Raw genomic sequence first — 20,400 nt, 5'->3', positions numbered from 1 at the left:
CTCGGCTAGCCGCACTTCCTGTGCAGATGTTTCTCGAAGACCCCGGCTGTTTCCGCTTGGCTGCAGAGGTAACCCTGGTAGGCGATGGCGTCGTCGTTTTCACGCAGCATCTTGCGCTGTGCATCCTCCTCGACCCCTTCGGCGATCACCTGGTAGTCAAACTGGCGGGCGATATCGATAATGGCGCGTACCAGGGTGGCATCCTTGGGGTCATGCAGAATATCGCGGATGAAGCTCTGATCGATCTTGAGGGCGGAAAAGGCGAACTGCTTGAGGTAGGAGAGAGAGGAGTAGCCGGTGCCGAAGTCGTCGATGATAAACTTGACGCCCTGGGCATTGAGCGTGTCGATCAGTCTTTTCGTTTTGTCGAAATTCTCGATCAGCGCCGTCTCCGTGATCTCGAGCCGCAGTGATTCGGGGGCGATGCCGTGGCGCCGGATGTTTTCGGCAACGAGGTCGGCGAAGTCGCCCTCAATCAGCTGCCGCGGACTGATATTGATGGAGACGTAATCGAGGCAGAATAGTCCCTCTTTCTGCCAGGCGCTGATCTGCCGGCACGCCTCGTTGATGATCCATTCGCCGATCGCTTTGATCAGCCCCGACTCTTCGGCGACCGGAATGAAGTGCGCGGGCGGGATTTCGTTACCAATCTCATCATGCCACCGCAGCAGGGCTTCGGCGGCAATGACGTTGTCGGTCGTGATATGGGCGATGGGCTGGTAAACGAGGGTGAAGCCGCCCGTTTCGATCGCGTGCCGGAGCCGCCGCTGCGTTCGGAGGTAATCGCGGGCTTTCTGGTCCATTTCCGGATCGTAGAAGCGGGTACGGTCCCGTCCGTCCGCTTTGGCCTGGTACATCGCCGTATCGGCGCGCCTGAGCACCTCGTCGATATCTTCGGGGGCGCTCTCAAGGGTGGTGATGCCGATGCTGCAGGAGGTGTAGAGCTGATGCCCTTCAATATGGAAGGGGCGGCGCAGTGCATCATGGATTTTTTCGGCGACCTGAAACGCATGGCGGACGGTGCCGTCCTCATCGGTGGCGATCAGCGGCAGCAGGATGACGAACTCGTCTCCCCCGAGGCGGCTGAGGGTATCGCTTTCGCGCAGCAGTTCGTCGAGGCGCTTGGCCGATTCGATGAGCAGACGGTCGCCGACAAGGTGCCCGGCCGTATCGTTGATATGTTTGAAGCGGTCCAGGTCGAGAAAGAGCAGTGCCGAGAAACGGGCAAGGCGCCGGTCCTCTTTGAGCAGCTGCCGGATACGCTCTTTGAGCAGTTCCCGGTTGGGCAGCTGCGTGAGCGGATCGTGCAGGGAGAGGAACTTCGCCTGCTTCATCGCCGTCTGTTCCTGGGTCTTGTCGGTGAACATCGCCATGCCGCCGACCATTTTGCCCCGGTCGTCGACGATGGGGATGAATTCCACTTTGATCCAGAGATCCAGGCCGCGCAGTTTGGTGTGGTAGGGACCCTCATACACGGCATGGCGTGTGTAGTCGCCGTCACGGTAGGCCCCCTGGAGCGGGCGCTGATCGGGAAGATTCCGGAGACTGAGACCGATCAGCTCCTTGCGCTGCGCCTGGAGGAAGTGGCACAGGGCGCGGTTGACGTCGACGATAAAGAGGTCCGTATCGTAGTAGAAGATGCCGATCGGCGTCTGATCGAACATCATCTGCAGCCGCTTCTCGCTTTTGCCGAGCCGGTCTTTGGTGTTCTGGTAGAGCTCCAGGGTGCGGTAGCTTTCGACAAGGCTGCGGTGGAACTCCTGGGCCGTATGCAGCACGACGGCGATAAAGGCGAGGAGAAGGACAAATGAGGCGACAAAGATCGGGGAACCCTCGTCGAGCAGACGATAGGCCAGCGGGACCAGCAGACTGAACAGATAGATGAAGGAGAGGCGCAGGTCCGCCGCGAGGGTGCTGAGCGCCCCGGCACTCATCCCGATGATGATGATAATGATGAACATCTGGTAAGTGGGAGTGACCTCGGTGAAGAAAAGCAGCGGAATGCTCCCCCAGAGGAGTGCGGAGAAGAGGACGCCTATAAAGAGCCGCCGATACCATGTGTCGTATTGGGGGATTTCCTGGCGGAAAAAACGGCGGGTGTCCAGGTAGCGCAGGAGTGTGACCCCCGTCATGAGGGCGTACCAGACCGCCAGCTGTGTCTGGTTGGCTACGGGCCACAGGATGTAGATGAAAAGCGAGGCATTGAACCAGATGACGATGGCGGCGCCGGAGAGGTTTTCATAGAGCAGGCGCAGCAAGCGCCTCCGGAAGTCATCGGCTTTGTCGAAATGTTTGGAGAGGTGCAGAAGTGAAATGCCCTTCATCCTTGCCTTTCGTTTTTGAGTCTATTATACAACAGATCGTGATGGAACGGCGGGCCTACTCCTCTTCGCCCAGCGCCCACTGCGCGAAGGGGATCATCTCCGCCTCGACGAAGGGGTGGTGCAGGGAGGACTCGCTGCTCATTGTGACGACCTCGACCCTCTGCACGCCGTGGGTGACGATGAAAGCTTCGGCCTGCTCGATCTTTTTGAAAAGGATCTCCTTGGTCCCGAAGGGCATGCAGAGAATGACGCGGTTGCTTTCGGGAAGGTAGAAATCGATCTGCTCCTCGTAAAACACCTCGCTGTGGTGCTTGGCGAGTTCGGTCAGCACCATATTCTCGAACAGGCGCCCGAAGTGCTTCTGGAACACCAGGGCGTTTTTTAGCGCGATGTCGCAGAGATAGAGCTTCTTGGTCGCCCGGGGGTGGTCAAACTTCGCCACGGCGTGCAGGTACCCCTCGGAGAGCATGCTGGCATAGTGGCGGTAGAGCATGTCCTTGGAGATTTTGCGTTCGCTCTTGAGCCGTTCGTAGAGCATGAAGGCGGAAACCTTCAGGGTGTGCAGGCGCGCGGCCAGCAGCATCAGGTCGAAACCGATGTCGCCCAGGGCCTCCTTGAAGGCGCGCTGCAGCAGGGGGTGGCGCTCTTCGGAGGGGGTTTTGTGCATGACCGGCAGCCCTCCCAGCTGCAAGAAGTCATTGAGGGCGCTTTCATCGTATTTGCGCTCGAATGCCAGGAACTCCTCGAAATCGAGGGGGAAGAGACGGTAGTGGGGAAACCCCTCGGCTTCGGGGGCCTCACGGCCGATCAGGATCAGTTGTGCGACCGAGGGGAGCAGCAGCTCCGGCCGGTAGTTGTCCAGCACGAGGGTGGCGATCTCGTGGGTATTGCAAAACGAGCGTATCTGGGCGTTGAAGCGCTCCGTGTCGATGCGGATATCGCTGCAGTCGATGTAGAGGTAGGACGCTTTCTTCTTTTGCAGCAGATAGTGCTTGATAAGCATGCTCTTGCCGCTGAGGGGGATGCCGCTGAGGTAGAAGGAGTGCTCCGGCGGGGAGAATTTGCGTTCGACGTATCCGCCGGCATGGAGGTCCTGGCGGTAGAATTTTTCCAGCAGTTCGGTCATCGTTACTCCTCTGTTTTGTCAATATGATTTTATCACTTCCTTTTGAAAAGGAAATAAATTTGGATAAAATTCGTCCAAACCCCCCTAAAACTCTTGAATTTGGAAAGTGATCTCAGTATAATTCCGCTCCCTTTATAATAGTTGGAGAAGATCCAACGAGTTCTTTATGAGGAAAAACTATGGAAAAGATTCGTTTGAAACTGAGAGCGTACGATCACCGTGTACTGGATCGTTCGGTTAGTTCTATTGTAGAAGCTGTAAAGCGTACGGGCGCGGAAATCCGCGGTCCGATTCCGCTTCCGACAAAAATCCGTAAATATACGGTTCTTAAGTCCGTTCACGTCAACAAAGACAGCCGTGAGCAGTTCGAGATCCGTATGCACGCCCGTCTGATCGACATCGTCTCCGCTACGCCGGACACGGTCGACTCTCTGATGAAACTTGATCTGGCGCCGGAAGTGGACGTAGAAGTCCGCTCGATGGATAAGTAAGGAGTAGCACAATGGAATATATTGTTGAAAAAATCGGTATGAGCCGTACTATCAGCGTTCCGAGCACTCCGGTAACGCTTCTGAAAGTCAAAGAGGCAAAGGTCTGCGAAGTCGAGAACGGCCGCGCGATCGTTGCATACAATGACGGCAAAAAGATGAACAAGTCAATCGAAGGTCAGCAGAAGAAATACGACCTGCCGAAAGAGTTCAACCGTTTCGTGACACTGACTGTCAGTAACACGGAAGCCGGTGACCTTGAAACTGCTTCCCTGGGTGAAGCGAAAGTGGTCAAAGCCTCTTTCAACACGAAGGGTCGCGGTTACAGCGGTGTTATGAAGCGCTGGAACTTTGCAGGGGGTCCTGCAGCACACGGTTCACGCTTCCACCGCCGTCCGGGTTCTATCGGTAACTGTGAGTGGCCGGGCCGCGTCCAGCCGGGCCGCAAAATGGCCGGTCAGTACGGTAACACGCAAGTCACCGTCAAAAACGAAGTGATTTCTTACGACGCAGAAAACGGCATCCTCGTTGTCGCGGGTTCTATCCCGGGCGCTAACGGTGCAATGGGTCGTGTAAAGGTTGTTAAATGAGCGCTATCGTATTGAATGAAAATTTTGAAAAAGCGTCCGAGCTTGCACTGCCGGAAAGCTTTTCAGGAATCAACCCGCACAACCTCTACCTGTATGTGAAAGCATACCAGGCGGGTCTGCGTGCTGATACAGCTTCTGCGAAGACTCGTTCCGAGATGCGCGGCGGCGGTAAGAAGCCGTGGGCACAGAAGGGCCGCGGTGGTGCGCGTGCCGGTTCACGCCGTTCCCCGGTATGGGTCGGTGGTGCCGTCGTTCACGGGCCGAACACAGGCCGTAACTACGACCAGAAAGTCAACAAGAAGCAGAAGAAGCTTGCGCTGAACTTTGCCCTTGACGCTCTGGCGGCAGAAGGCAAACTCTTCATCGTTGATTCGATCGAGATCGCGTCAGGCAAAACGAAAGATGCCAAGGCAATGTTTGACAAGCTGGGTGTCCGCGATGCACTGCTCGTCAAGTCCATCGTTGATGAGAACACGTTCCTGGCCTTCCGTAACATCCAGTCAACTTACCTGGTTGAAGAGAATGAACTGAATGCATTCCTGGCATCAGCATACCGCGCAGTCGTTATCGAAAAAGCGGTATGGGAAAATCTGACAAAAGAGAGCTAAGATGGCTGATATTACAGATATTAAATCAATCGTTTACACTGAGAAAACGCTTGGTCTGCAGGAAGAGGGTGTTGTCGTTGTTCAGACATCCCCGCGCATGACCAAAACCGGTCTCAAAGAGGTGTTCCGTGAGTACTTCGGTGTCATCCCGACACGTATCAACTCACTGAACCAAAGCGGTAAGACAAAACGCTTCCGCGGTGTCATGGGCAAGCAGAACGACTATAAAAAGTTTTATGTCAAGCTGCCTGAGGGCGCAGCAATCGAATCGATGGCGGTGTAATCATGGCAATTAAAACATACAGACCAATTACCCCGAGTCGCCGTTTCTATACGAACATCGACTCCGGTGACATCACAGCAAAGGCATCTGTCCGCTCTCTGCTGGTCAAGCTGCCGGCACACGCTGGTCGTAACAACAACGGACGCATCACGTCCCGCCACAAGCAGGGCGGTGCGAAGAAGCTCTATCGTATCATCGATTTCAAACGCAACAAGTTCGGTATCCCGGGCAAAGTTGCCGCGATCGAGTACGACCCGTACCGTAACTGCCGTATCGCGCTTATCAACTATGCAGACGGTGAAAAGCGTTACATCCTTCAGCCGAAGGGCCTGAATGTCGGTGACATGGTTGCAGCAGCAGTCGAAGGCCTCGACATCAAGCCGGGCAACGCGATGAAGCTCAAAAGCATTCCGGTCGGTACTACCGTCCACAATGTCGAGCTCAAGCCGGGCAAAGGTGCACAGATGGTCCGCTCTGCCGGTACATCTGCTCAGATCATGGGTCGTGACGGCAAGTACGTCTCCCTGCGTCTGCCTTCCGGTGAAATGCGCTACGTCCTCGGCGAGTGTATGGCGACGATCGGTACTGTCGGTAACGAAGAGTACAGCAACATCGTCTTCGCGAAAGCCGGTCGTACACGCCACATGGGTATCCGCCCGCAGACGCGCGGTTCCGCGATGAACCCGATTGACCACCCGCACGGTGGTGGTGAAGGTAAAACAAACTCCGGTCGTCACCCGGTTACTCCGTGGGGTAAACCGACCAAGGGTGCGAAAACGCGTCGTAAAAAAGCGAGCGATAAGCTTATTATCACTCGTCGTAAGAAAGGTTAATCGATGGCACGTTCAGTAAAAAAAGGTCCGTTCGTAGACGACCATTTGATGAAAAAAGTGCTCGCAGCCAAAGAAGCGAAGAGCAATAAGCCTATCAAGACATGGTCACGCCGCAGCGTGATCCTGCCGGATATGATCGGTCTGACACTCAACGTCCACAACGGACGCCAGTTTGTACCGGTCTACGTGACAGAGAACCACATCGGCTACAAGCTCGGTGAGTTCGCTCCGACACGTACATTCAAGGGCCACAAGGGCTCTGTACAGAGAAAAGGGTAACGCATGGCAAGAGCACTGTTGAAATTTATCCGCGTCTCTCCGACGAAGTCTCGCCTTATCGCACGTGAAATCCAGGGCATGAACGCTGAAGAAGCGATCGCTGCACTGGAGTTCACGCCGAACAAAGCGGCGAAGATCATCTCCAAAGTCGTCGCATCGGCTGTCGCGAACAGCGGCAACGATGCCAGCGACTGTGTGATCACTTCTTGCCGTGTTGACAACGGTCCGGTTCTCAAACGCTTCCGTCCGCGTGCTCGCGGTATGGCAAGCGGGATCCGCAAACCGACGGCACACATCTTAGTAGAAGTAGAGGGTAAATAATTATGGGTCAGAAAGTCAATCCGATCGGATTCCGTCTGGGCATCAACCGTAACTGGGAGTCCCGCTGGTATCCGAATTTCAAAAACGCACCGGCCAACCTGGGCGAAGACCACAAAATCCGTACTTTCCTGAAAAAGGAACTCTACTATGCAGGTGTGAACAACATCATCATCGAGCGTACGGTTAAGCGTCTGCGCGTCACGATCGTCGCAGCACGCCCGGGTATCATCATCGGTAAAAAAGGTGCTGATATCGAGAAGCTCAAAACAAAGCTTCAGAACCTGATCGGCAAAGACATTGCCGTCAACATTAAAGAAGAGAAAAAGTCGATGATCGCGGCGCAGCTTGTTGCTGAGAACGTTGCGACACAGCTGGAGCGCCGTGTTGCGTTCCGCCGTGCGATGAAGAAAGTAATGCAGAATGCACAGCGTGCCGGTGCCAAGGGTATCCGTATCGCCGTCGCAGGCCGCCTCGGTGGTGCTGAAATGGCACGTACCGAGTGGTACCGCGAAGGTCGCGTGCCGCTGCATACGCTCCGTGCCAAGATCGATTACGGTTTTGCCGAAGCGCATACAACCTACGGCATCATCGGTATCAAGGTCTGGATCTTCAAAGGTGAAGTCCTCTCCAAAGGTATCCAGCCGGAACCTAAAGAAGAAGATAAGCGTGAGCGCCGCGGTCGTGCTCCGAGAAAGGCGGATTAATCATGTTGATGCCAAAAAGAATGAAATTCCGCAAGTACATGAAAGGTCGCAACCGCGGTAAAGCGCGTAGCGGCTACAAACTTGCGTTCGGCGATATCGCGTTCAAAGCGGTTGAAGCGGGTCGTATTAACTCCCGTCAGATCGAAGCGGCGCGTATCGCGGCAACCCGTCACATCAAGCGCCAGGGTAAGATCTGGATCCGTGTTTTCCCGGACAAGCCGCTTACTGCGAAACCGCTTGAAGTACGTATGGGTAAAGGTAAAGGTGCGATCGACCAGTGGGTTATGAACATTAAACCGGGTCGTATCATCTTCGAAATGGGTGGCGTTGAAGAGTCTCTGGCACGCGAAGCGCTGACGCTTGCGATGCACAAGCTGCCATTCAAAACGAAAATTGTAACGGCGGAGATGGACAATGAAGTATACTGATTTGGCAGAGAAGACTTCAGCGGAACTGAGCGCAATGCTCAAAGAGAAGAAGACTGAGCTCTTCACGCTGAGACTGAAGCAAAAAACGATGCAACTGCAGAACACGAGCGAGCTGCGCAACGTGCGCAAAGATATCGCCCGTATCAACACTGCGCTCAGCGCAGCGAAGTAAGGAGACCCGAATGTCTAAACGTGAAATTCAGGGTGTAGTCGTCAAGAAAGCCGGTGACAAAACGGCGACGGTCGTTGTCGAGCGCCGCGTTATGCACCCGCGCTACCACAAAACGGTCAAGCGTTTCAAAAAATATCTCATCCACGATGAGAACAACACGCTGAACGTCGGTGACGAAGTGATCGCGGTTGAGTGCCGCCCGATGTCCAAGACAAAGTCTTTCGAACTTAAAAGCGTTGTCGCCACAGGAGTAGAGTCATGATCCAGAGCTTTACTCGTCTGAACGTTGCAGATAACACTGGTGCGAAAGAGATCATGTGTATCAAGGTTCTGGGCGGTTCCAAGCGCCGTTACGCTTCTGTAGGTGACGTTATCGTTGCTTCAGTCAAGAAAGCGCTCCCGACCGGAAAAGTCAAAAAAGGTCAGGTCGTCAAGGCTGTCGTTGTCCGTACGAAAAAAGAAGTACAGCGCGAAAATGGTTCTCTGATCCGTTTCGATGACAACGCTGCCGTCATCCTCGACGCGAAAAAAGAGCCGATCGGTACCCGTATCTTCGGTCCTGTTAGCCGTGAAGTACGCTACGCAGGTTTCATGAAGATCGTGTCCCTGGCTCCGGAGGTTGTGTAATGGCAAAGTTTAACTTCAAAAAAGGCGATATGGTCGAGATCATTGCCGGTGACGACAAAGGCACCAAGGCAGAAGTTCTGATGGTCATGCCGAAAGAGAACAAGGTCCTCGTCAAAGGCTGCAAGCTCGCGAAAAAAGCGGTCAAGCCGACGGAAGAGAACCCGAAGGGCGGATTCATGAGCAAAGAGATGCCGATCGATGCATCCAATGTCCGCAAAGTGGAGGCGTAAGTTATGGCACGTTTGAAAGATAAATATGTCGCGATGAAACCGGAGCTGCAGAGCAAGATGGAGATCAAAAACCCGATGCAGATCCCTGCGGTCGAGAAGATCATCATCTCTGTCGGTACCGGCTTCGCGATGAAAGACAACAAACTGATCCAGAACATCCAGGACACGATCAGCCTGATCGCCGGTCAGCATGCGACTGTCGTCGATGCTCGTAAATCCGTTGCAGGCTTCAAAGTCCGCGAAGGGATGCCGGTCGGTGTCAAAGTCACCCTGCGCGGTGAGAACATGTACACCTTCCTGGACAAACTGATCGCTGTCGCTCTGCCGCGCGTGAAAGACTTCCGTGGTATCCCGCGCAACGGTTTCGACGGTCGCGGTAACTACAACTTCGGTCTGAACGAGCAGCTGATCTTCCCGGAAGTCAACTATGATTCCATCATGCAGATCCACGGGATGAACATCACGATCGTCACAACGACGCAGAGTGACAAAGAGGCATTTACCCTGCTCGAAGCAATGGGTATGCCGTTCGCGAAAGGAAGAGAGTAATGGCTAAGAAGTCCATGATCGCAAAACAGCAGCGCAAACCGAAATTCGCGGTTCGTGCTTATACACGTTGCCAGATCTGCGGCCGCCCGCACTCTGTGCTCCGTGACTTCGGTATTTGTCGTGTTTGCTTCAGAAAAATGGCAAATGAGGGATTGATCCCAGGCGTCAGAAAGTCAAGCTGGTAAGCTTGAAACTCCTGACTGTTAGCAAGGAAAAATAAAATGGTAAATGATCTTATTGCAGACTCTTTGACCCGTATCCGGAATGCAGCAATGCGTCGCCTCGACGTGACAACGCTGATGCACTCCAAGTCCGTCGAAGCAGTCGTTGGTATTCTCGCAGAGAAGGGTTACATTGATAGCTTTAACGTTGTCGAAGACGGCAACAAGAAGAGCATCAACGTTGTGTTGAAGTATGATGAAGCGGGTAAAACCGTCATCAACGAGATGAAGCGCGTTTCCAAACCGGGACGCCGCGTGTACAAGGGCCGTGACGATATCAAGCGTTTCAAAAACGGCTACGGTACGATCATCGTCAGTACTTCCAAAGGTGTCATCCCGAACGATAAAGCTTACGAGCTCGGCGTCGGCGGTGAAGTACTTTGTACAGTTTGGTAAGGAGATAACGCATGTCACGTATTGGTAAAGCTCCGGTCGCATTCCCGGCCGATGTGAACGTAACGGCTGACGGTGAAGTTATCACTTTCAAAAAAGGCAACAACACGCGTACCCTCGACACGAAAGGCAACGTTGACTTCACGATCGAAGGCAACACCCTGACGTTTGCATCCAAATCCGATGCACGCGAGCACCGCGCATTCTGGGGGACATACCGTGCCCTCGCCGCGAACATCGTCAAGGGCCTCACTGAAGGTTTCGAACGCAAGCTCGAGATCAACGGTGTCGGTTACCGCGCCGCGGTCCAGGGCAAAGTCCTGAACATGCAGCTCGGCTTCTCCCACGACATCAACTACGACATCCCTGCGGGTGTTGACGTTTCTGTCGACAAGAACGTTATCACACTCAAGGGTGTTGACAACCAGCAACTCGGCCAGATGGCTGCCGAGATCCGCGCTTTCCGTCCGCCGGAGCCTTACAAAGGCAAAGGTGTCAAATATGTTGAAGAACATATTGTCCGCAAAGCCGGTAAAACAGCTAAGAAATAAGGGGTGAGCAGATGAATGCAAAAGTATTGAAAGCAAAAGTTTCAAAACGTGTTCAGCGCAAGCGCCGCATCCGTGCAAACATCAACGGTACGGCAGCGAAGCCGCGCGTTAGCATCTTCCGCTCTAACCGCTACCTCAGCGTCCAGGCAATCGACGACGCGAGCGCGGTCACACTGGCAGCTTCCAACACGAAGCCGCTGGGTGCGAAAGCGAACAAAGAGGGTGCGGCTGCACTGGCAGCAGATTTCGCAGGCAAGCTCAAAGCAGCTGGCGTCAGTGAGATCTTCTTTGACCGTAACGGTTACGTCTACCACGGCGTCGTTGCGGCATTTGCCGATGCACTTCGCGCGAACGAAATTAAGTTTTAAGGACTGATCGATGAAAACTGTCAACAGAGAAGAATTCGAAGAATCGATCGTACACATCGGTCGGGTCACAAAAGTTGTCAAAGGTGGTCGTCGTTTCCGTTTCACTGCGCTGGTCGTCGTCGGTAACAAGAACGGCATCGTCGGTTTCGGTTACGGCAAAGCCAAAGAGGTTCCCGACGCAATCCGCAAAGCGGTAGACGAAGCGTTCAAAAACTTGACGGATGTTAAGATTAAAGGGACTACAATTGCGCACGATATCGAGCACAAGTTCAACGCAAGCCGCATCCTGATGAAACCGGCCTCCGAAGGTACCGGTGTTATCGCCGGTGGTGCGATGCGTCCGGTTCTCGAACTCGCGGGTATCCAGGACATCCTGACGAAATCCATCGGTTCGAACAATCCGAATTCGGTTGTCCGCGCGACGATCGAAGCGCTTGCGCGTATGAAAGGATAAGCATATGGCACTCGAAAACTTGACACCGTCCGCTGGCTCCACGCATTCTACGAAGCGTCTGGGCCGCGGTCAGGGTAGCGGTAACGGTAAAACCGCAGGTAAAGGTAACAAAGGTCAGAAGGCACGTTCAGGTTACAATGCAAAGCGTAACTTCGAGGGTGGTCAGCAGCCGCTGGCACGCCGTCTGCCGAAGATCGGGTTCACGTCACGTGTTGTTAAACCGTACGTTATCAACGTCGACCGCATGAAAGCGGTTGCGGCACTCGACGAGATCACAGTCGAAGCGATCCGCGGTGTTCACAAGATGAGCAAGGCCGTGACTAAGGTCAAACTGGTCGGCGCATCTGCGAAAGACCTCGCTTCCAAGATCAAAGACGAAAACGTTACAACAACCGGCAAGTAATGAACCAGCAGCTCATCAACAAGATCCTCATTACGATCGGGTTTCTGTTCCTCTACCGGCTACTGGCCTACGTGCCGGTACCGGGCGTAGACACTGCCGTCATCGCCTCTTTCTTCGATTCACACTCCTCCGATGCTCTCGGCCTGTTTAACATGTTCAGCGGAAACGCCGTCGAACGCCTCTCCATTATTTCACTCGGTATCATGCCTTACATTACCGCGTCGATCATTATGGAATTGCTTGCAGCGACCTTCCCGAACCTCGGACAGATGAAAAAAGAGCGCGACGGCATGGTCAAATATATGCAGATTATCCGCTACTCCACGATTGCCATTACCCTCGTACAGGCGGTCGGCGTCAGCATCGGTCTGCAGAGCATGACAGGAAAAGACGGCAGCAGCGCGATCCTGATGGACCACGGCACTTTTGTCATGGTCGCGGCGATCTCCATGCTCGCCGGTACAATGCTGTTGATGTGGATCGGTGAGCAGATTACGCAAAGCGGCGTCGGCAACGGTATCTCTCTGATCATCTTCGCCGGGATCGTCTCTGCGATCCCCTCTGCGATCGGTCAGACGGTCACGATGCTCAATACGGGTGCGATCAGCTTCATCACGGTTATTGCGATCCTGCTGCTGATCCTCGTCACCGTCGGTATCATCATCTACGTGGAACTCGGCGAACGCCGCATCCCGGTGACGTATGCCAAGAAAACGATGATGGCGAACCAGAACAAGCGCGTGATGAACTACATCCCGATCAAGGTCAACCTTTCGGGCGTCATCCCGGTCATCTTCGCTTCGGCGATCCTGATGTTCCCGATGACGGTACTCTCCAGCAGTACGAACCCGTATGTTCAGGCGGTAGCGGACCTGCTCAATCCGAGCGGCTACTTCTTTAACTTCCTGACCTTCCTGTTCGTTGTCTTCTTCGCGTATTTCTATGCGTCGATCGTCTTCAACGCGAAGGATATCTCCGATAACCTCAAGCGCCAGGGCGGTTTCATCCCGGGTGTACGCCCGGGTGAAGCAACGAAGGAGTTCCTGAACGAAACGGCATCCCGCCTGACGTTTACAGGGGCGATCTACCTCGGCCTGGTTGCGACACTGCCGTGGATCATCGTCAAGGGGATGGGTGTACCGTTCTACTTCGGCGGTACGGCCGTACTTATCGTCGTCCAGGTTGCTCTTGATACGATGCGCAAGATCGAAGCGCAGATCTACATGAGCAAGTACGAAACCCTCAGCGCGGTCGGTCTGTAACTCCCATGGCCATCGCGCTGCGCAAACCTGAAGAAATCGAAAAACTCCGTGCCGCCAACGCTATCGTCGGCGGTACCCTTGACCTTCTCCGTAAAGAGACCCGTCCGGGGTTGAGCCTCAAAGAGCTCGACGCCATGGCCGAGGATTACATCCGCAGCCACGGTGCGCGTCCCTCTTTCAAAGGGCTCTACGGATTTCCCAATGCTGTCTGTACCTCTCTCAATGAAGTTATCATCCACGGCATTCCCAATGATTACCGTCTGCAAGAAGGCGATATCATCGGTTATGACATCGGGACGGAACTCGAAGGCTATTACGGCGATTCGGCCATTACCGTCCCGGTCGGAACGGTGACCGAGCAGGACAACGCGTTGATCGCTTGTGCCAAAGATTCGCTCTACTACGCCATCGATATCATTGAAGAGGGGATGCGGTTCAAAGAGCTCTCCATGGCCATAGAGCAGTTCATTCTCGAGCGCGGCTTCGTGCCGCTGCGCGGGTTCTGCGGCCACGGTATCGGCAAGCGTCCCCATGAGGAGCCGGAGATCCCGAACTATCTGGAAGGTTCGAACCCCAAGGCGGGTCCGAAGATCAAGAACGGCATGGTGTTCTGCATCGAGCCGATGATCTGCCAGAAAGAAGCCAAGGCGGTGATCCTGGAAAACGGCTGGGACGTTGTCAGCAGCGACGGCCTGCGCGGATCGCATTACGAACATACGGTTGCTGTCATCGGCGGCAAAGCGGAAATCTTATCATTACCCCAAGGAGCATAAATGGCAAAAGATGATGTCATTGAGGTTGACGGTACAGTAGTTGAAGCGCTGCCGAACGCGACTTTTCGTGTAGAGCTTGAGAACGGCCACGTGATCCTGTGCCACATTGCCGGCAAGATGCGGATGCACTACATCAAGATCCTTCCGGGCGACCGCGTCAAGATCGAACTGACGCCGTACAGCCTGGACAAGGGCCGCATTACGTACCGCTATAAATAATACATGCTTCCCCATGGAATTCGTACTGTTTTTCAGTGCGGTTCCAGCATGAAATTTTAAACTTTTTGGATATAATTTTCCTCCTCGTCGGGATGTAGCGCAGTCTGGTAGCGCACCAAGCTGGGGGCTTGGGGGTCGCAGGTTCGAGCCCTGTCATCCCGACCATTTTCCACCACACTTTTTTTCAAAACTTAGGTTACTATTTCAGATTCCACTTTCGCCTTTACGGGCACGGAGAACTGCTTGCGGCAAATCAGCAATTTTGTCTACTGCGATGACTTCATCGCCGACCTCCGATATGAGACCCGCCTGATGGCCAACCCCTATTACGACTACCCCTATCTTATCATCGAGAACTTCCTCTCCACCGAAGCCTGTGCTGAGATCGCAGCGTATACCTCTGAAAAGAGCGAAGGAGAGCGGGCCCTGGTCAAGCACAGCCAGCTCGGTGTGATCGTACCCGAACTGGAAGAAGATATCCGTAAGACGGCGATCCATCAGCTGCCCGAAGCCCTGCTTGAAGGGTATAACCTCAGTTTCGCCTATCACCAGCAACAGATTGAAGATTATTTTAAAGTGGCCCTGACGACTGCTACGGAGGTGCAGGCACTGGAGTACACTGCAGGGGGGTTTTATATCAAGCATGCCGATGATTCGAACGAATTGGTGAGCGGCGACGGGGAAACGGTCGGTTTTGCACAGGTCGCCCCGGAACGCAAGATCACGACGGTGCTTTTCGCGACGACGCATCGGGATGAAGAGGGGGAGGGGATGCACTTCTCCGGAGGGGAGCTGCGCTTTAACTATCTCAGCGGTGCCGACGGGGTGCCGGTGTGTATACGCCCCAAAGCCGGGGATATGGTCATCTTCCCGAGCAACCCGATCTACAGCCATGAAGTCCTGCCCGTCACCGGCGGATACCGCCTGACCCTCGTGCAGTGGCACGATGCCATCATCAGCTGAAAGAATTGAGGTAGGAGCAGGAGACAGAAACGCGCGAAATAAAATGCAGTATAATAACTCTATGATGTAATAATTTCTCACAGTTCAATGAAATAAAACATTGGTTGAAGGAGAGGCGATGATTAAATCGAATATCACCCTTTTCGAAGGGATACTGCACCGCGCCTTTGACCGTTTTTATGAAGATCTGATCAAGAATACCTATGTTGAGGAGTTCTTAAAAGGGGTCGATCTTGCTCATCTCAAGCAGGCTCAGCTTGCCAGTTTCCTCGAGGCCGTGTATGATGAGGATGAGGCTTTTTTTGCACGCTTCAAACAGTTGGGCCTCTTCCATTTCAAGATGGGACTTCCCTATGTCGAGTACCGAGGCGCCTTCGATACACTCTATACCTTTCTGATCGATGAACTCGAAGAGGTGAATGATATTACGGGCCTGCCCGACGCGATCGAGCTCTATATCCGCCGGGCGATCAACGCCAGTGCCGCCGGCTACCTGGCGCCCAACCTTGACAGCGATCAGAAGACCCTTGAGCGCCAGATCAAGCAGCAGATCGGTATTCCTGCGGTCAAGGAGCACCTGGAGTGGATCCTCGAGGTGATCAAAGATATCCGCCTGATGAACCCCAACGCGCGGATCGAGTTTGACGAACACCGCTGCATGTGCGGCAGCTGGCTGCACAGCGCGGAACTCGTGAAGTTCATCCCCGATCCCATGGTGCGGCAGGATATGCTGGACACGCACCGTGATATCCATCTGATCACGATGAACATCTACCGGTCCATCAAGCGGGAGGATTATCACAAGATCTTCATCGACTACGTCATGCTGGTCCGTCAATCCATGTACCTTTACAACGAACTCAATATCAACGTTACCCAGCAGACGCTGATCGATGACGTCTCCAAGGATGCACTGACGGGTCTGTTGAACCGGCGCGACCTCATGGAGATCCTCAGCAGCGAGATCCGGCTGCACAGCCTGATCGGCACGGTTTTTTGCGTCGTGATGTTCGACCTCGACCACTTCAAGAAGATCAATGACACCTGCGGCCACCAGGACGGCGACGTGGTGATAGTCGGGATGGCGGAGACGCTCTCAAAACATCTACGCAAAACTGATCATATTTTCCGCTACGGGGGAGAGGAGTTCCTGGCGATTCTGCCGGGAACGTCGGCCGCAGAGGCGTTTGCCATCTGCGAAAAGATCCGAACCTGTTTTGAAAACCGGACGTGGGAAGGGTGCGTTATCACGACCCCCGTCACGGTCAGCAGCGGCATCGCCGAATACAGCGAACGCCTGCGCGACAATCCCCGCCACCTCGTTTTCGAGGCGGATATGAATCTCTACCGGGCCAAACAGCTCGGCCGCAACCGGACGGTGATGTAGCGCCGTTATTCGCCGAAATGCAGCTGCAGGTAGAAAGTGTTGTAGTTGCTGCCCCCTTTGATCTGGCCGTATTGATGGGCGGATTCGAAGACGCCGGAGCGGTGGTGCAGCGCGTAGCCGAACCAGAGGGCTTTCCACCCGCTTCCAAAGAGACGGCACAGCTCAAAATCGAATGAGAAGTCGAGGTACTGCAGCAGGTGTGAGGTGTGGTCGTAGCCGTCCTTGGCATTGATGGAGCGTTCGATGTAGGTTGTTCGGGTGATGTAGGAGAGCCCGGTGCCGAACCCGAACCGGAGCCACCAGTGCGGCGGCCGGTAGTAGAACTTGAAGGCGCCGACATACTCCTGGGCGGGGGGCTGGAGGTCGTTGGCGAAATGGTGGACGAACCCCGGTGCAAAGTAGGTGCGGATCGGCGCACCGAAGAGGCGCTTCGAGAGCGGCAGGCCGTAAAAGAGGGAGAGCAGGTAGAGCCCGTGTTTGTCCCGGACTCCTTCGCCCAGGAGGTTTTCACTGAAAGAGGAGGGGGTCGCCTCGCCGAAGGCGACGCGCAGGTAGCCTTTGGGGTCGAATCCGTGTCGTGTCCGCTGCGTGTTCTGAAAGATCCCCGCACCGAGGGTAAGTTCGCTCTGCCACGCGGAATCGGTCGTCGGGGCTTCGGCCGCTTCGCCGCCGAGGTAACGCAGCTTCGCGTCGGCGATCAGGGCGATGTCGTCGGTCAGGTACCAGCGCGTGTTGATGCCCGCTTCGGCCGCCGCGTCCGCGCCGACACGGACAAGCTTCTGCCCGTAGTAGGCGCTGTTGTACTCCGCACTTTTGATCTCTGCAGCGGCGTAGGGGCGCCACGACCAGGCGCCCCGTTCCAGCACGGTGCCGACACGCAGTTTCGCATGAGAGCGCCATGCCGGGTCGCTGAGCAGCAGCAGATCGGCGTGCCACTTTCCTGTACGGTAACGCGCCATTACGCCGAGGTCGGCAGTATCGTCGCTGAAGGTGTTCGGGTCGTGCCGCGGCATGTCGACGAAGTGTATAGCGCCGTAGGCGGCAACGCTCCAGCGGCCTCTGCCGCAGAAGGGAATGCCTGCTTCGGTGCCGTTTAAAAAAAGATAAGGCGTATCGAGGTAGAGCAGCAGCACATAGCTGTTCAGCAGGGAGTCGTTTTGTGTCGTCGCATAGGGAATGGTGGCGCTGCGCAGTACCGAGGCCATGCCCCACGATGCGTTTGCATGCTCCTCGGCCCCCCGGGCACAGAACAGCAGCACCAGCAACAGTATCGCCACCCTTATCATGGGCAGGGATTGTATAGAGGATGGGTTGCGGATGGGTTACGGGCGACCTTGAGGCGGGATGCTCCCTTGTTCCCACCGTTTCGATAGGAATGCAAATAAGATAGCCGTCCGGCTGATTCCACCTGCATCAATTTCAGCGCTTGTTTATTTGAAAAGCAATAATATAACTAAATATGTTTAAAAAGGTTTAAAAATACGTTACTATATTTTCATGATGCTCTTGCTGGCAGTCGTGCTTTTCCAGGGATGCACCGAGCGGGACCAACGCACTGAAACGAATACGACGCAAACCATCGACCCCGCCCTGCAGACACTGGAGCTGCAGATTGAAACCGTTGAGCTTCCGGAGAACAACGATACGACAGTGACACTCAAGACGGACGACGGGCAAGATATCACTTCCAATAAAAATATCGTCTGGCTTATCAGCGATACAAACGTGACCGAGATCAACGGCACGAAGCTGTTTGCCAAAGCGGAAGGGACGGCGACTATTAGGGCAGAAGTCGATGGGGAATATTCGCAGGAGCAGAACGTGACGGTCTACAAGATTATCCACGGCCACCGCCTACCGCCGGAACCGGATAAAGAAAAGAATAATGCCACATTACTTGGGATTGATGATAACAATAATGGTATAAGAGATGATGTTGAACGGCTTATTATTGTCGAAGAAGCTAAAAATCTTCATTTCCCAAAGACACAAACAGCTTTATCTCTCCAGTATGCATGGGCTTGGCAGAAAATCATAGAAGCTCCTATTTTAAAAAACAGAATTTATTTAGAAAAATATACTAGCTGTCAAAGATACTTTGAAAAAAAGTACACAAAAGAGATGACTTTTACCGAGTATATGGCATGGGCCAAAGAAAATGCAAGCACAATACTCGGAATTAAACTTGAAGATCAAATTTTTAATACTAGAGCAAGAATAGAACAAAGATTTGAGTTTAATAAAATATGCAGTGGCAATCTTTTTGATTTACCACCAGCAGACCTGACTGCTTGTCAAATAAACATAGATGAACTAAGTGAATAGTTATTATGAAAAAGCTTCATCTAGGTTTTTATACTCTAATTATTTGTGGATACATGTCTTTATTTGCTGGAATAATTGACGAACGAAAAACTGACATATATTTTGGGAATGGAGTATGGAATGATGAATATTCTAGAGATTGCTTACAAAATAGTGCAGCTAATTGCAGTCAATATAAATTGAATGAATTAATTGCAAGAGAAATCATAAAAAATGATCCTGTTCTCCAAGCAAAATACGGCGAAGTAAAACTACAATACAACTGGAGCCAGGGGAAAATGACCGATGTACTCGAGACATTCCCTCGTTCCCACCGTCTCGGTGGGAATGCATATGAGATCGAATAGAGGAAAAGAAGCCTTAATGGGCAGAAGCCGCTACAAGGTTTATGAACCGACAGCCCCGCACTTCGTGACCTGCACGATACTGCATTGGATACCGATATTCACCCGCCCCGAAACAGTTACTTAGTGATGCAATGATGAGAGAGTGCATAGAGTATATCCATAACAATCCTGTTAAAAGGGGCTATGTTGATACTGCTTCACACTGACGGTACTCCAGCGCGAGGGATTATGAAGGCATACCCGGACTGTTGAGCGTCGATCCGGCCTGGTGATTTCATAACATATGCATTCCCACCGAGACGGTGGGAACGAGAGAAAGAAGAAAGAACGAAAAAACCTATCACTTCACTTGTTGACTGAAAAACTCCACCTATCAAGCTGTAAACTTGCAATATGTTTTTTATACGCTCCAACAAGTTCTTTTTTTCGGTTTTCTTCCATGCTTTTTTCCGTATTATCTCCCCATCCTTCAGTCATAATATTGTACAAAGCCATTGAGGCATCGATTGAATTTTGAATTTTATTTTTCTCATCTATTGAACGTATAGTTTTTCCTAGTTCAAAGAGTAATGATATAGTAGTTCTATCTTTTAAATCAGGAGACAAAGCAGTGTAAGGTATGCCAGTTAGGAAAGCTTTTACTTGTATGCTGTAATGTTTATATTCACTCCACGGAGAAGGTTTTTTTAAACTTATATGTAGGTGTTTTAAACGAAGAGCTATTTGGAGATCGATTTCCTCCATTTTTGCTTTATTTTTTCGTTCTTCAGTTAATCTACTCTGCCACCGAGATATAAGCCAACCGAGAACACCAACAACAACGGTAGAAAGCAACCAGATACCCAGCGGAGTATTGAAAAATTTCAATATTCTGGCATACCATGTCGTTGGTTTACGAGATTTTTCTATTTCTTTCCTGACTTCTTCCCGAAATATTTCTTCTCTTTTTATCCTCTCTTTATCATTTTTCAGGAGTTTAAGAGTGTTAGGTTGATTGCTCTTGGTGAAATTTATTTCACTGCTCGACTTCAGTGAACTATTTAACTCATTCTTTGCTTGTACAGACAAACAAAAAAAAGAAATTGAAATCATAAAAATAACAATTAATTGTCTCATACTTTTTCCAAAATCAGCGGTTTTTGAAATATTATAGCTTATTGGAAATTGTAGAT

31 protein-coding genes and 1 tRNA gene are annotated in these 20,400 nt (G+C 52.8%); 28 read left to right on the top strand and 4 right to left on the bottom strand.

What is annotated here, in order from left to right; translation table 11 throughout:
- Positions 1-5: 5 nt before the first annotated feature.
- Together LOH54_RS12115 and LOH54_RS12110 are read right to left on the bottom strand one after the other, a co-directional pair.
- Positions 6-2,324 carry a putative bifunctional diguanylate cyclase/phosphodiesterase gene (locus LOH54_RS12115; protein ID WP_231019360.1) on the bottom strand — a complete coding sequence of 773 codons (2,319 nt, stop codon included), beginning with the start codon at positions 2,322-2,324 and terminating at the stop codon, positions 6-8.
- A 55-nt stretch (positions 2,325-2,379) separates the two neighbouring features.
- Positions 2,380-3,450 carry an ATP-binding protein gene (locus LOH54_RS12110; protein ID WP_231019359.1) on the bottom strand — a complete coding sequence of 357 codons (1,071 nt, stop codon included), beginning with the start codon at positions 3,448-3,450 and terminating at the stop codon, positions 2,380-2,382.
- A 179-nt stretch (positions 3,451-3,629) separates the two neighbouring features.
- On the opposite strand from LOH54_RS12110, the gene rpsJ reads away from it, so the two are divergent.
- The 26 genes from rpsJ (at position 3,630) to LOH54_RS11980 (ending at position 16,556) form a co-directional block, all read left to right on the top strand.
- The gene (rpsJ, locus tag LOH54_RS12105; protein WP_231019358.1) at positions 3,630-3,941 is read left to right on the top strand and encodes a 30S ribosomal protein S10; all 312 of its coding nucleotides are present in this window, start codon (positions 3,630-3,632) and stop codon (positions 3,939-3,941) included.
- 11 nt (positions 3,942-3,952) lie between these two features.
- Positions 3,953-4,528: a 50S ribosomal protein L3 gene (gene rplC, locus LOH54_RS12100; RefSeq protein WP_231019357.1), complete on the top strand. Its 576-nt coding sequence runs from the start codon at positions 3,953-3,955 to the stop codon at positions 4,526-4,528.
- On the top strand, positions 4,525-5,136 hold the full coding sequence (gene rplD, locus LOH54_RS12095; protein WP_231019355.1) for a 50S ribosomal protein L4: 612 nt from the start codon (positions 4,525-4,527) through the stop codon (positions 5,134-5,136). Before rplC ends, rplD begins: the two co-directional genes overlap by 4 nt.
- Position 5,137: 1 nt before the next feature.
- Complete coding sequence (locus LOH54_RS12090; RefSeq protein WP_231019354.1) at positions 5,138-5,419, top strand: 50S ribosomal protein L23; 282 nt, start codon at positions 5,138-5,140, stop codon at positions 5,417-5,419.
- 2 nt (positions 5,420-5,421) lie between these two features.
- A complete protein-coding gene (gene rplB / locus LOH54_RS12085; RefSeq protein WP_231019353.1) occupies positions 5,422-6,252 on the top strand; it encodes a 50S ribosomal protein L2 in 831 nt (276 codons plus the stop codon).
- A gap of 3 nt (positions 6,253-6,255) precedes the next feature.
- A complete protein-coding gene (rpsS, locus tag LOH54_RS12080; RefSeq protein WP_231019352.1) occupies positions 6,256-6,531 on the top strand; it encodes a 30S ribosomal protein S19 in 276 nt (91 codons plus the stop codon).
- 3 nt (positions 6,532-6,534) lie between these two features.
- Entirely contained in the window at positions 6,535-6,852 is a 318-nt protein-coding gene (gene rplV, locus LOH54_RS12075; protein WP_231019351.1) for a 50S ribosomal protein L22, read from the top strand.
- 2 nt (positions 6,853-6,854) lie between these two features.
- Positions 6,855-7,556 carry a 30S ribosomal protein S3 gene (gene rpsC / locus LOH54_RS12070; protein ID WP_231019350.1) on the top strand — a complete coding sequence of 234 codons (702 nt, stop codon included), beginning with the start codon at positions 6,855-6,857 and terminating at the stop codon, positions 7,554-7,556.
- A 2-nt stretch (positions 7,557-7,558) separates the two neighbouring features.
- The gene (gene rplP, locus LOH54_RS12065; RefSeq protein WP_231019348.1) at positions 7,559-7,984 is read left to right on the top strand and encodes a 50S ribosomal protein L16; all 426 of its coding nucleotides are present in this window, start codon (positions 7,559-7,561) and stop codon (positions 7,982-7,984) included.
- Complete coding sequence (gene rpmC / locus LOH54_RS12060) at positions 7,971-8,156, top strand: 50S ribosomal protein L29 (RefSeq protein ID WP_231019347.1); 186 nt, start codon at positions 7,971-7,973, stop codon at positions 8,154-8,156. The genes rplP and rpmC overlap by 14 nt, the downstream gene beginning before the upstream one ends.
- A gap of 10 nt (positions 8,157-8,166) precedes the next feature.
- Entirely contained in the window at positions 8,167-8,418 is a 252-nt protein-coding gene (rpsQ, locus tag LOH54_RS12055) for a 30S ribosomal protein S17 (protein ID WP_231019346.1), read from the top strand.
- Positions 8,415-8,783 (top strand): 50S ribosomal protein L14, encoded by a 369-nt coding sequence (gene rplN / locus LOH54_RS12050; RefSeq protein ID WP_231019345.1) that lies wholly within the window; start codon positions 8,415-8,417, stop codon positions 8,781-8,783. Before rpsQ ends, rplN begins: the two co-directional genes overlap by 4 nt.
- The gene (gene rplX / locus LOH54_RS12045) at positions 8,783-9,013 is read left to right on the top strand and encodes a 50S ribosomal protein L24 (RefSeq protein WP_231019344.1); all 231 of its coding nucleotides are present in this window, start codon (positions 8,783-8,785) and stop codon (positions 9,011-9,013) included. Before rplN ends, rplX begins: the two co-directional genes overlap by 1 nt.
- A 3-nt stretch (positions 9,014-9,016) precedes the next feature.
- Positions 9,017-9,562, top strand: coding sequence for a 50S ribosomal protein L5 (gene rplE, locus LOH54_RS12040; RefSeq protein ID WP_231019343.1), 546 nt, complete (start codon positions 9,017-9,019; stop codon positions 9,560-9,562).
- The gene (locus LOH54_RS12035) at positions 9,562-9,747 is read left to right on the top strand and encodes a type Z 30S ribosomal protein S14 (protein WP_231019342.1); all 186 of its coding nucleotides are present in this window, start codon (positions 9,562-9,564) and stop codon (positions 9,745-9,747) included. Before rplE ends, LOH54_RS12035 begins: the two co-directional genes overlap by 1 nt.
- Positions 9,748-9,783: 36 nt before the next feature.
- A complete protein-coding gene (gene rpsH / locus LOH54_RS12030; RefSeq protein WP_231019341.1) occupies positions 9,784-10,179 on the top strand; it encodes a 30S ribosomal protein S8 in 396 nt (131 codons plus the stop codon).
- 11 nt (positions 10,180-10,190) lie between these two features.
- On the top strand, positions 10,191-10,727 hold the full coding sequence (gene rplF / locus LOH54_RS12025; RefSeq protein ID WP_231019340.1) for a 50S ribosomal protein L6: 537 nt from the start codon (positions 10,191-10,193) through the stop codon (positions 10,725-10,727).
- Between the two features lie 11 nt (positions 10,728-10,738).
- Positions 10,739-11,095 (top strand): 50S ribosomal protein L18, encoded by a 357-nt coding sequence (gene rplR / locus LOH54_RS12020; RefSeq protein WP_231019339.1) that lies wholly within the window; start codon positions 10,739-10,741, stop codon positions 11,093-11,095.
- A 10-nt stretch (positions 11,096-11,105) separates the two neighbouring features.
- Positions 11,106-11,549 carry a 30S ribosomal protein S5 gene (gene rpsE, locus LOH54_RS12015; RefSeq protein ID WP_231019338.1) on the top strand — a complete coding sequence of 148 codons (444 nt, stop codon included), beginning with the start codon at positions 11,106-11,108 and terminating at the stop codon, positions 11,547-11,549.
- Between the two features lie 4 nt (positions 11,550-11,553).
- Positions 11,554-11,952 (top strand): 50S ribosomal protein L15, encoded by a 399-nt coding sequence (gene rplO, locus LOH54_RS12010; protein ID WP_231019337.1) that lies wholly within the window; start codon positions 11,554-11,556, stop codon positions 11,950-11,952.
- A complete protein-coding gene (gene secY, locus LOH54_RS12005) occupies positions 11,952-13,214 on the top strand; it encodes a preprotein translocase subunit SecY (RefSeq protein WP_231019336.1) in 1,263 nt (420 codons plus the stop codon). Before rplO ends, secY begins: the two co-directional genes overlap by 1 nt.
- 5 nt (positions 13,215-13,219) lie before the next feature.
- Positions 13,220-13,987: a type I methionyl aminopeptidase gene (gene map, locus LOH54_RS12000; RefSeq protein WP_231019335.1), complete on the top strand. Its 768-nt coding sequence runs from the start codon at positions 13,220-13,222 to the stop codon at positions 13,985-13,987.
- The gene (gene infA / locus LOH54_RS11995; protein ID WP_231019334.1) at positions 13,988-14,206 is read left to right on the top strand and encodes a translation initiation factor IF-1; all 219 of its coding nucleotides are present in this window, start codon (positions 13,988-13,990) and stop codon (positions 14,204-14,206) included.
- 88 nt (positions 14,207-14,294) lie between these two features.
- Positions 14,295-14,371: transfer RNA gene (locus LOH54_RS11990), tRNA-Pro, on the top strand.
- A gap of 78 nt (positions 14,372-14,449) precedes the next feature.
- Positions 14,450-15,169, top strand: a complete 720-nt coding sequence (locus LOH54_RS11985; protein ID WP_231019333.1) for a 2OG-Fe(II) oxygenase — start codon at positions 14,450-14,452, stop codon at positions 15,167-15,169.
- Positions 15,170-15,287: 118 nt separating this feature from the next.
- A complete protein-coding gene (locus LOH54_RS11980; protein WP_231019332.1) occupies positions 15,288-16,556 on the top strand; it encodes a GGDEF domain-containing protein in 1,269 nt (422 codons plus the stop codon).
- Between the two features lie 5 nt (positions 16,557-16,561).
- Here the strand turns inward: LOH54_RS11980 and LOH54_RS11975 are convergent, their stop codons facing one another.
- Positions 16,562-17,833 carry a MipA/OmpV family protein gene (locus tag LOH54_RS11975; RefSeq protein ID WP_231019331.1) on the bottom strand — a complete coding sequence of 424 codons (1,272 nt, stop codon included), beginning with the start codon at positions 17,831-17,833 and terminating at the stop codon, positions 16,562-16,564.
- A 220-nt stretch (positions 17,834-18,053) separates the two neighbouring features.
- On the opposite strand from LOH54_RS11975, the gene LOH54_RS11970 reads away from it, so the two are divergent.
- Together LOH54_RS11970 and LOH54_RS11965 are read left to right on the top strand one after the other, a co-directional pair.
- Positions 18,054-18,881, top strand: a complete 828-nt coding sequence (locus tag LOH54_RS11970) for an Ig-like domain-containing protein (protein ID WP_231019330.1) — start codon at positions 18,054-18,056, stop codon at positions 18,879-18,881.
- A 5-nt stretch (positions 18,882-18,886) separates the two neighbouring features.
- Complete coding sequence (locus LOH54_RS11965; RefSeq protein ID WP_231019328.1) at positions 18,887-19,228, top strand: hypothetical protein; 342 nt, start codon at positions 18,887-18,889, stop codon at positions 19,226-19,228.
- Positions 19,229-19,573: 345 nt separating this feature from the next.
- On the opposite strand, the gene LOH54_RS11960 is transcribed toward LOH54_RS11965, so the two are convergent.
- Entirely contained in the window at positions 19,574-20,344 is a 771-nt protein-coding gene (locus LOH54_RS11960) for a hypothetical protein (RefSeq protein WP_231019327.1), read from the bottom strand.
- Between the last annotated feature and the right edge of the window lie 56 nt (positions 20,345-20,400).

It is taken from the genome of Sulfurimonas sp. HSL-3221, assembly GCF_021044585.1.
Lineage (GTDB): Bacteria > Campylobacterota > Campylobacteria > Campylobacterales > Sulfurimonadaceae > Thiomicrolovo > Thiomicrolovo sulfuroxydans.
Note: the sequence above shows the minus strand (reverse complement) of the source record. Positions and strands in the feature narration are given on the sequence as shown.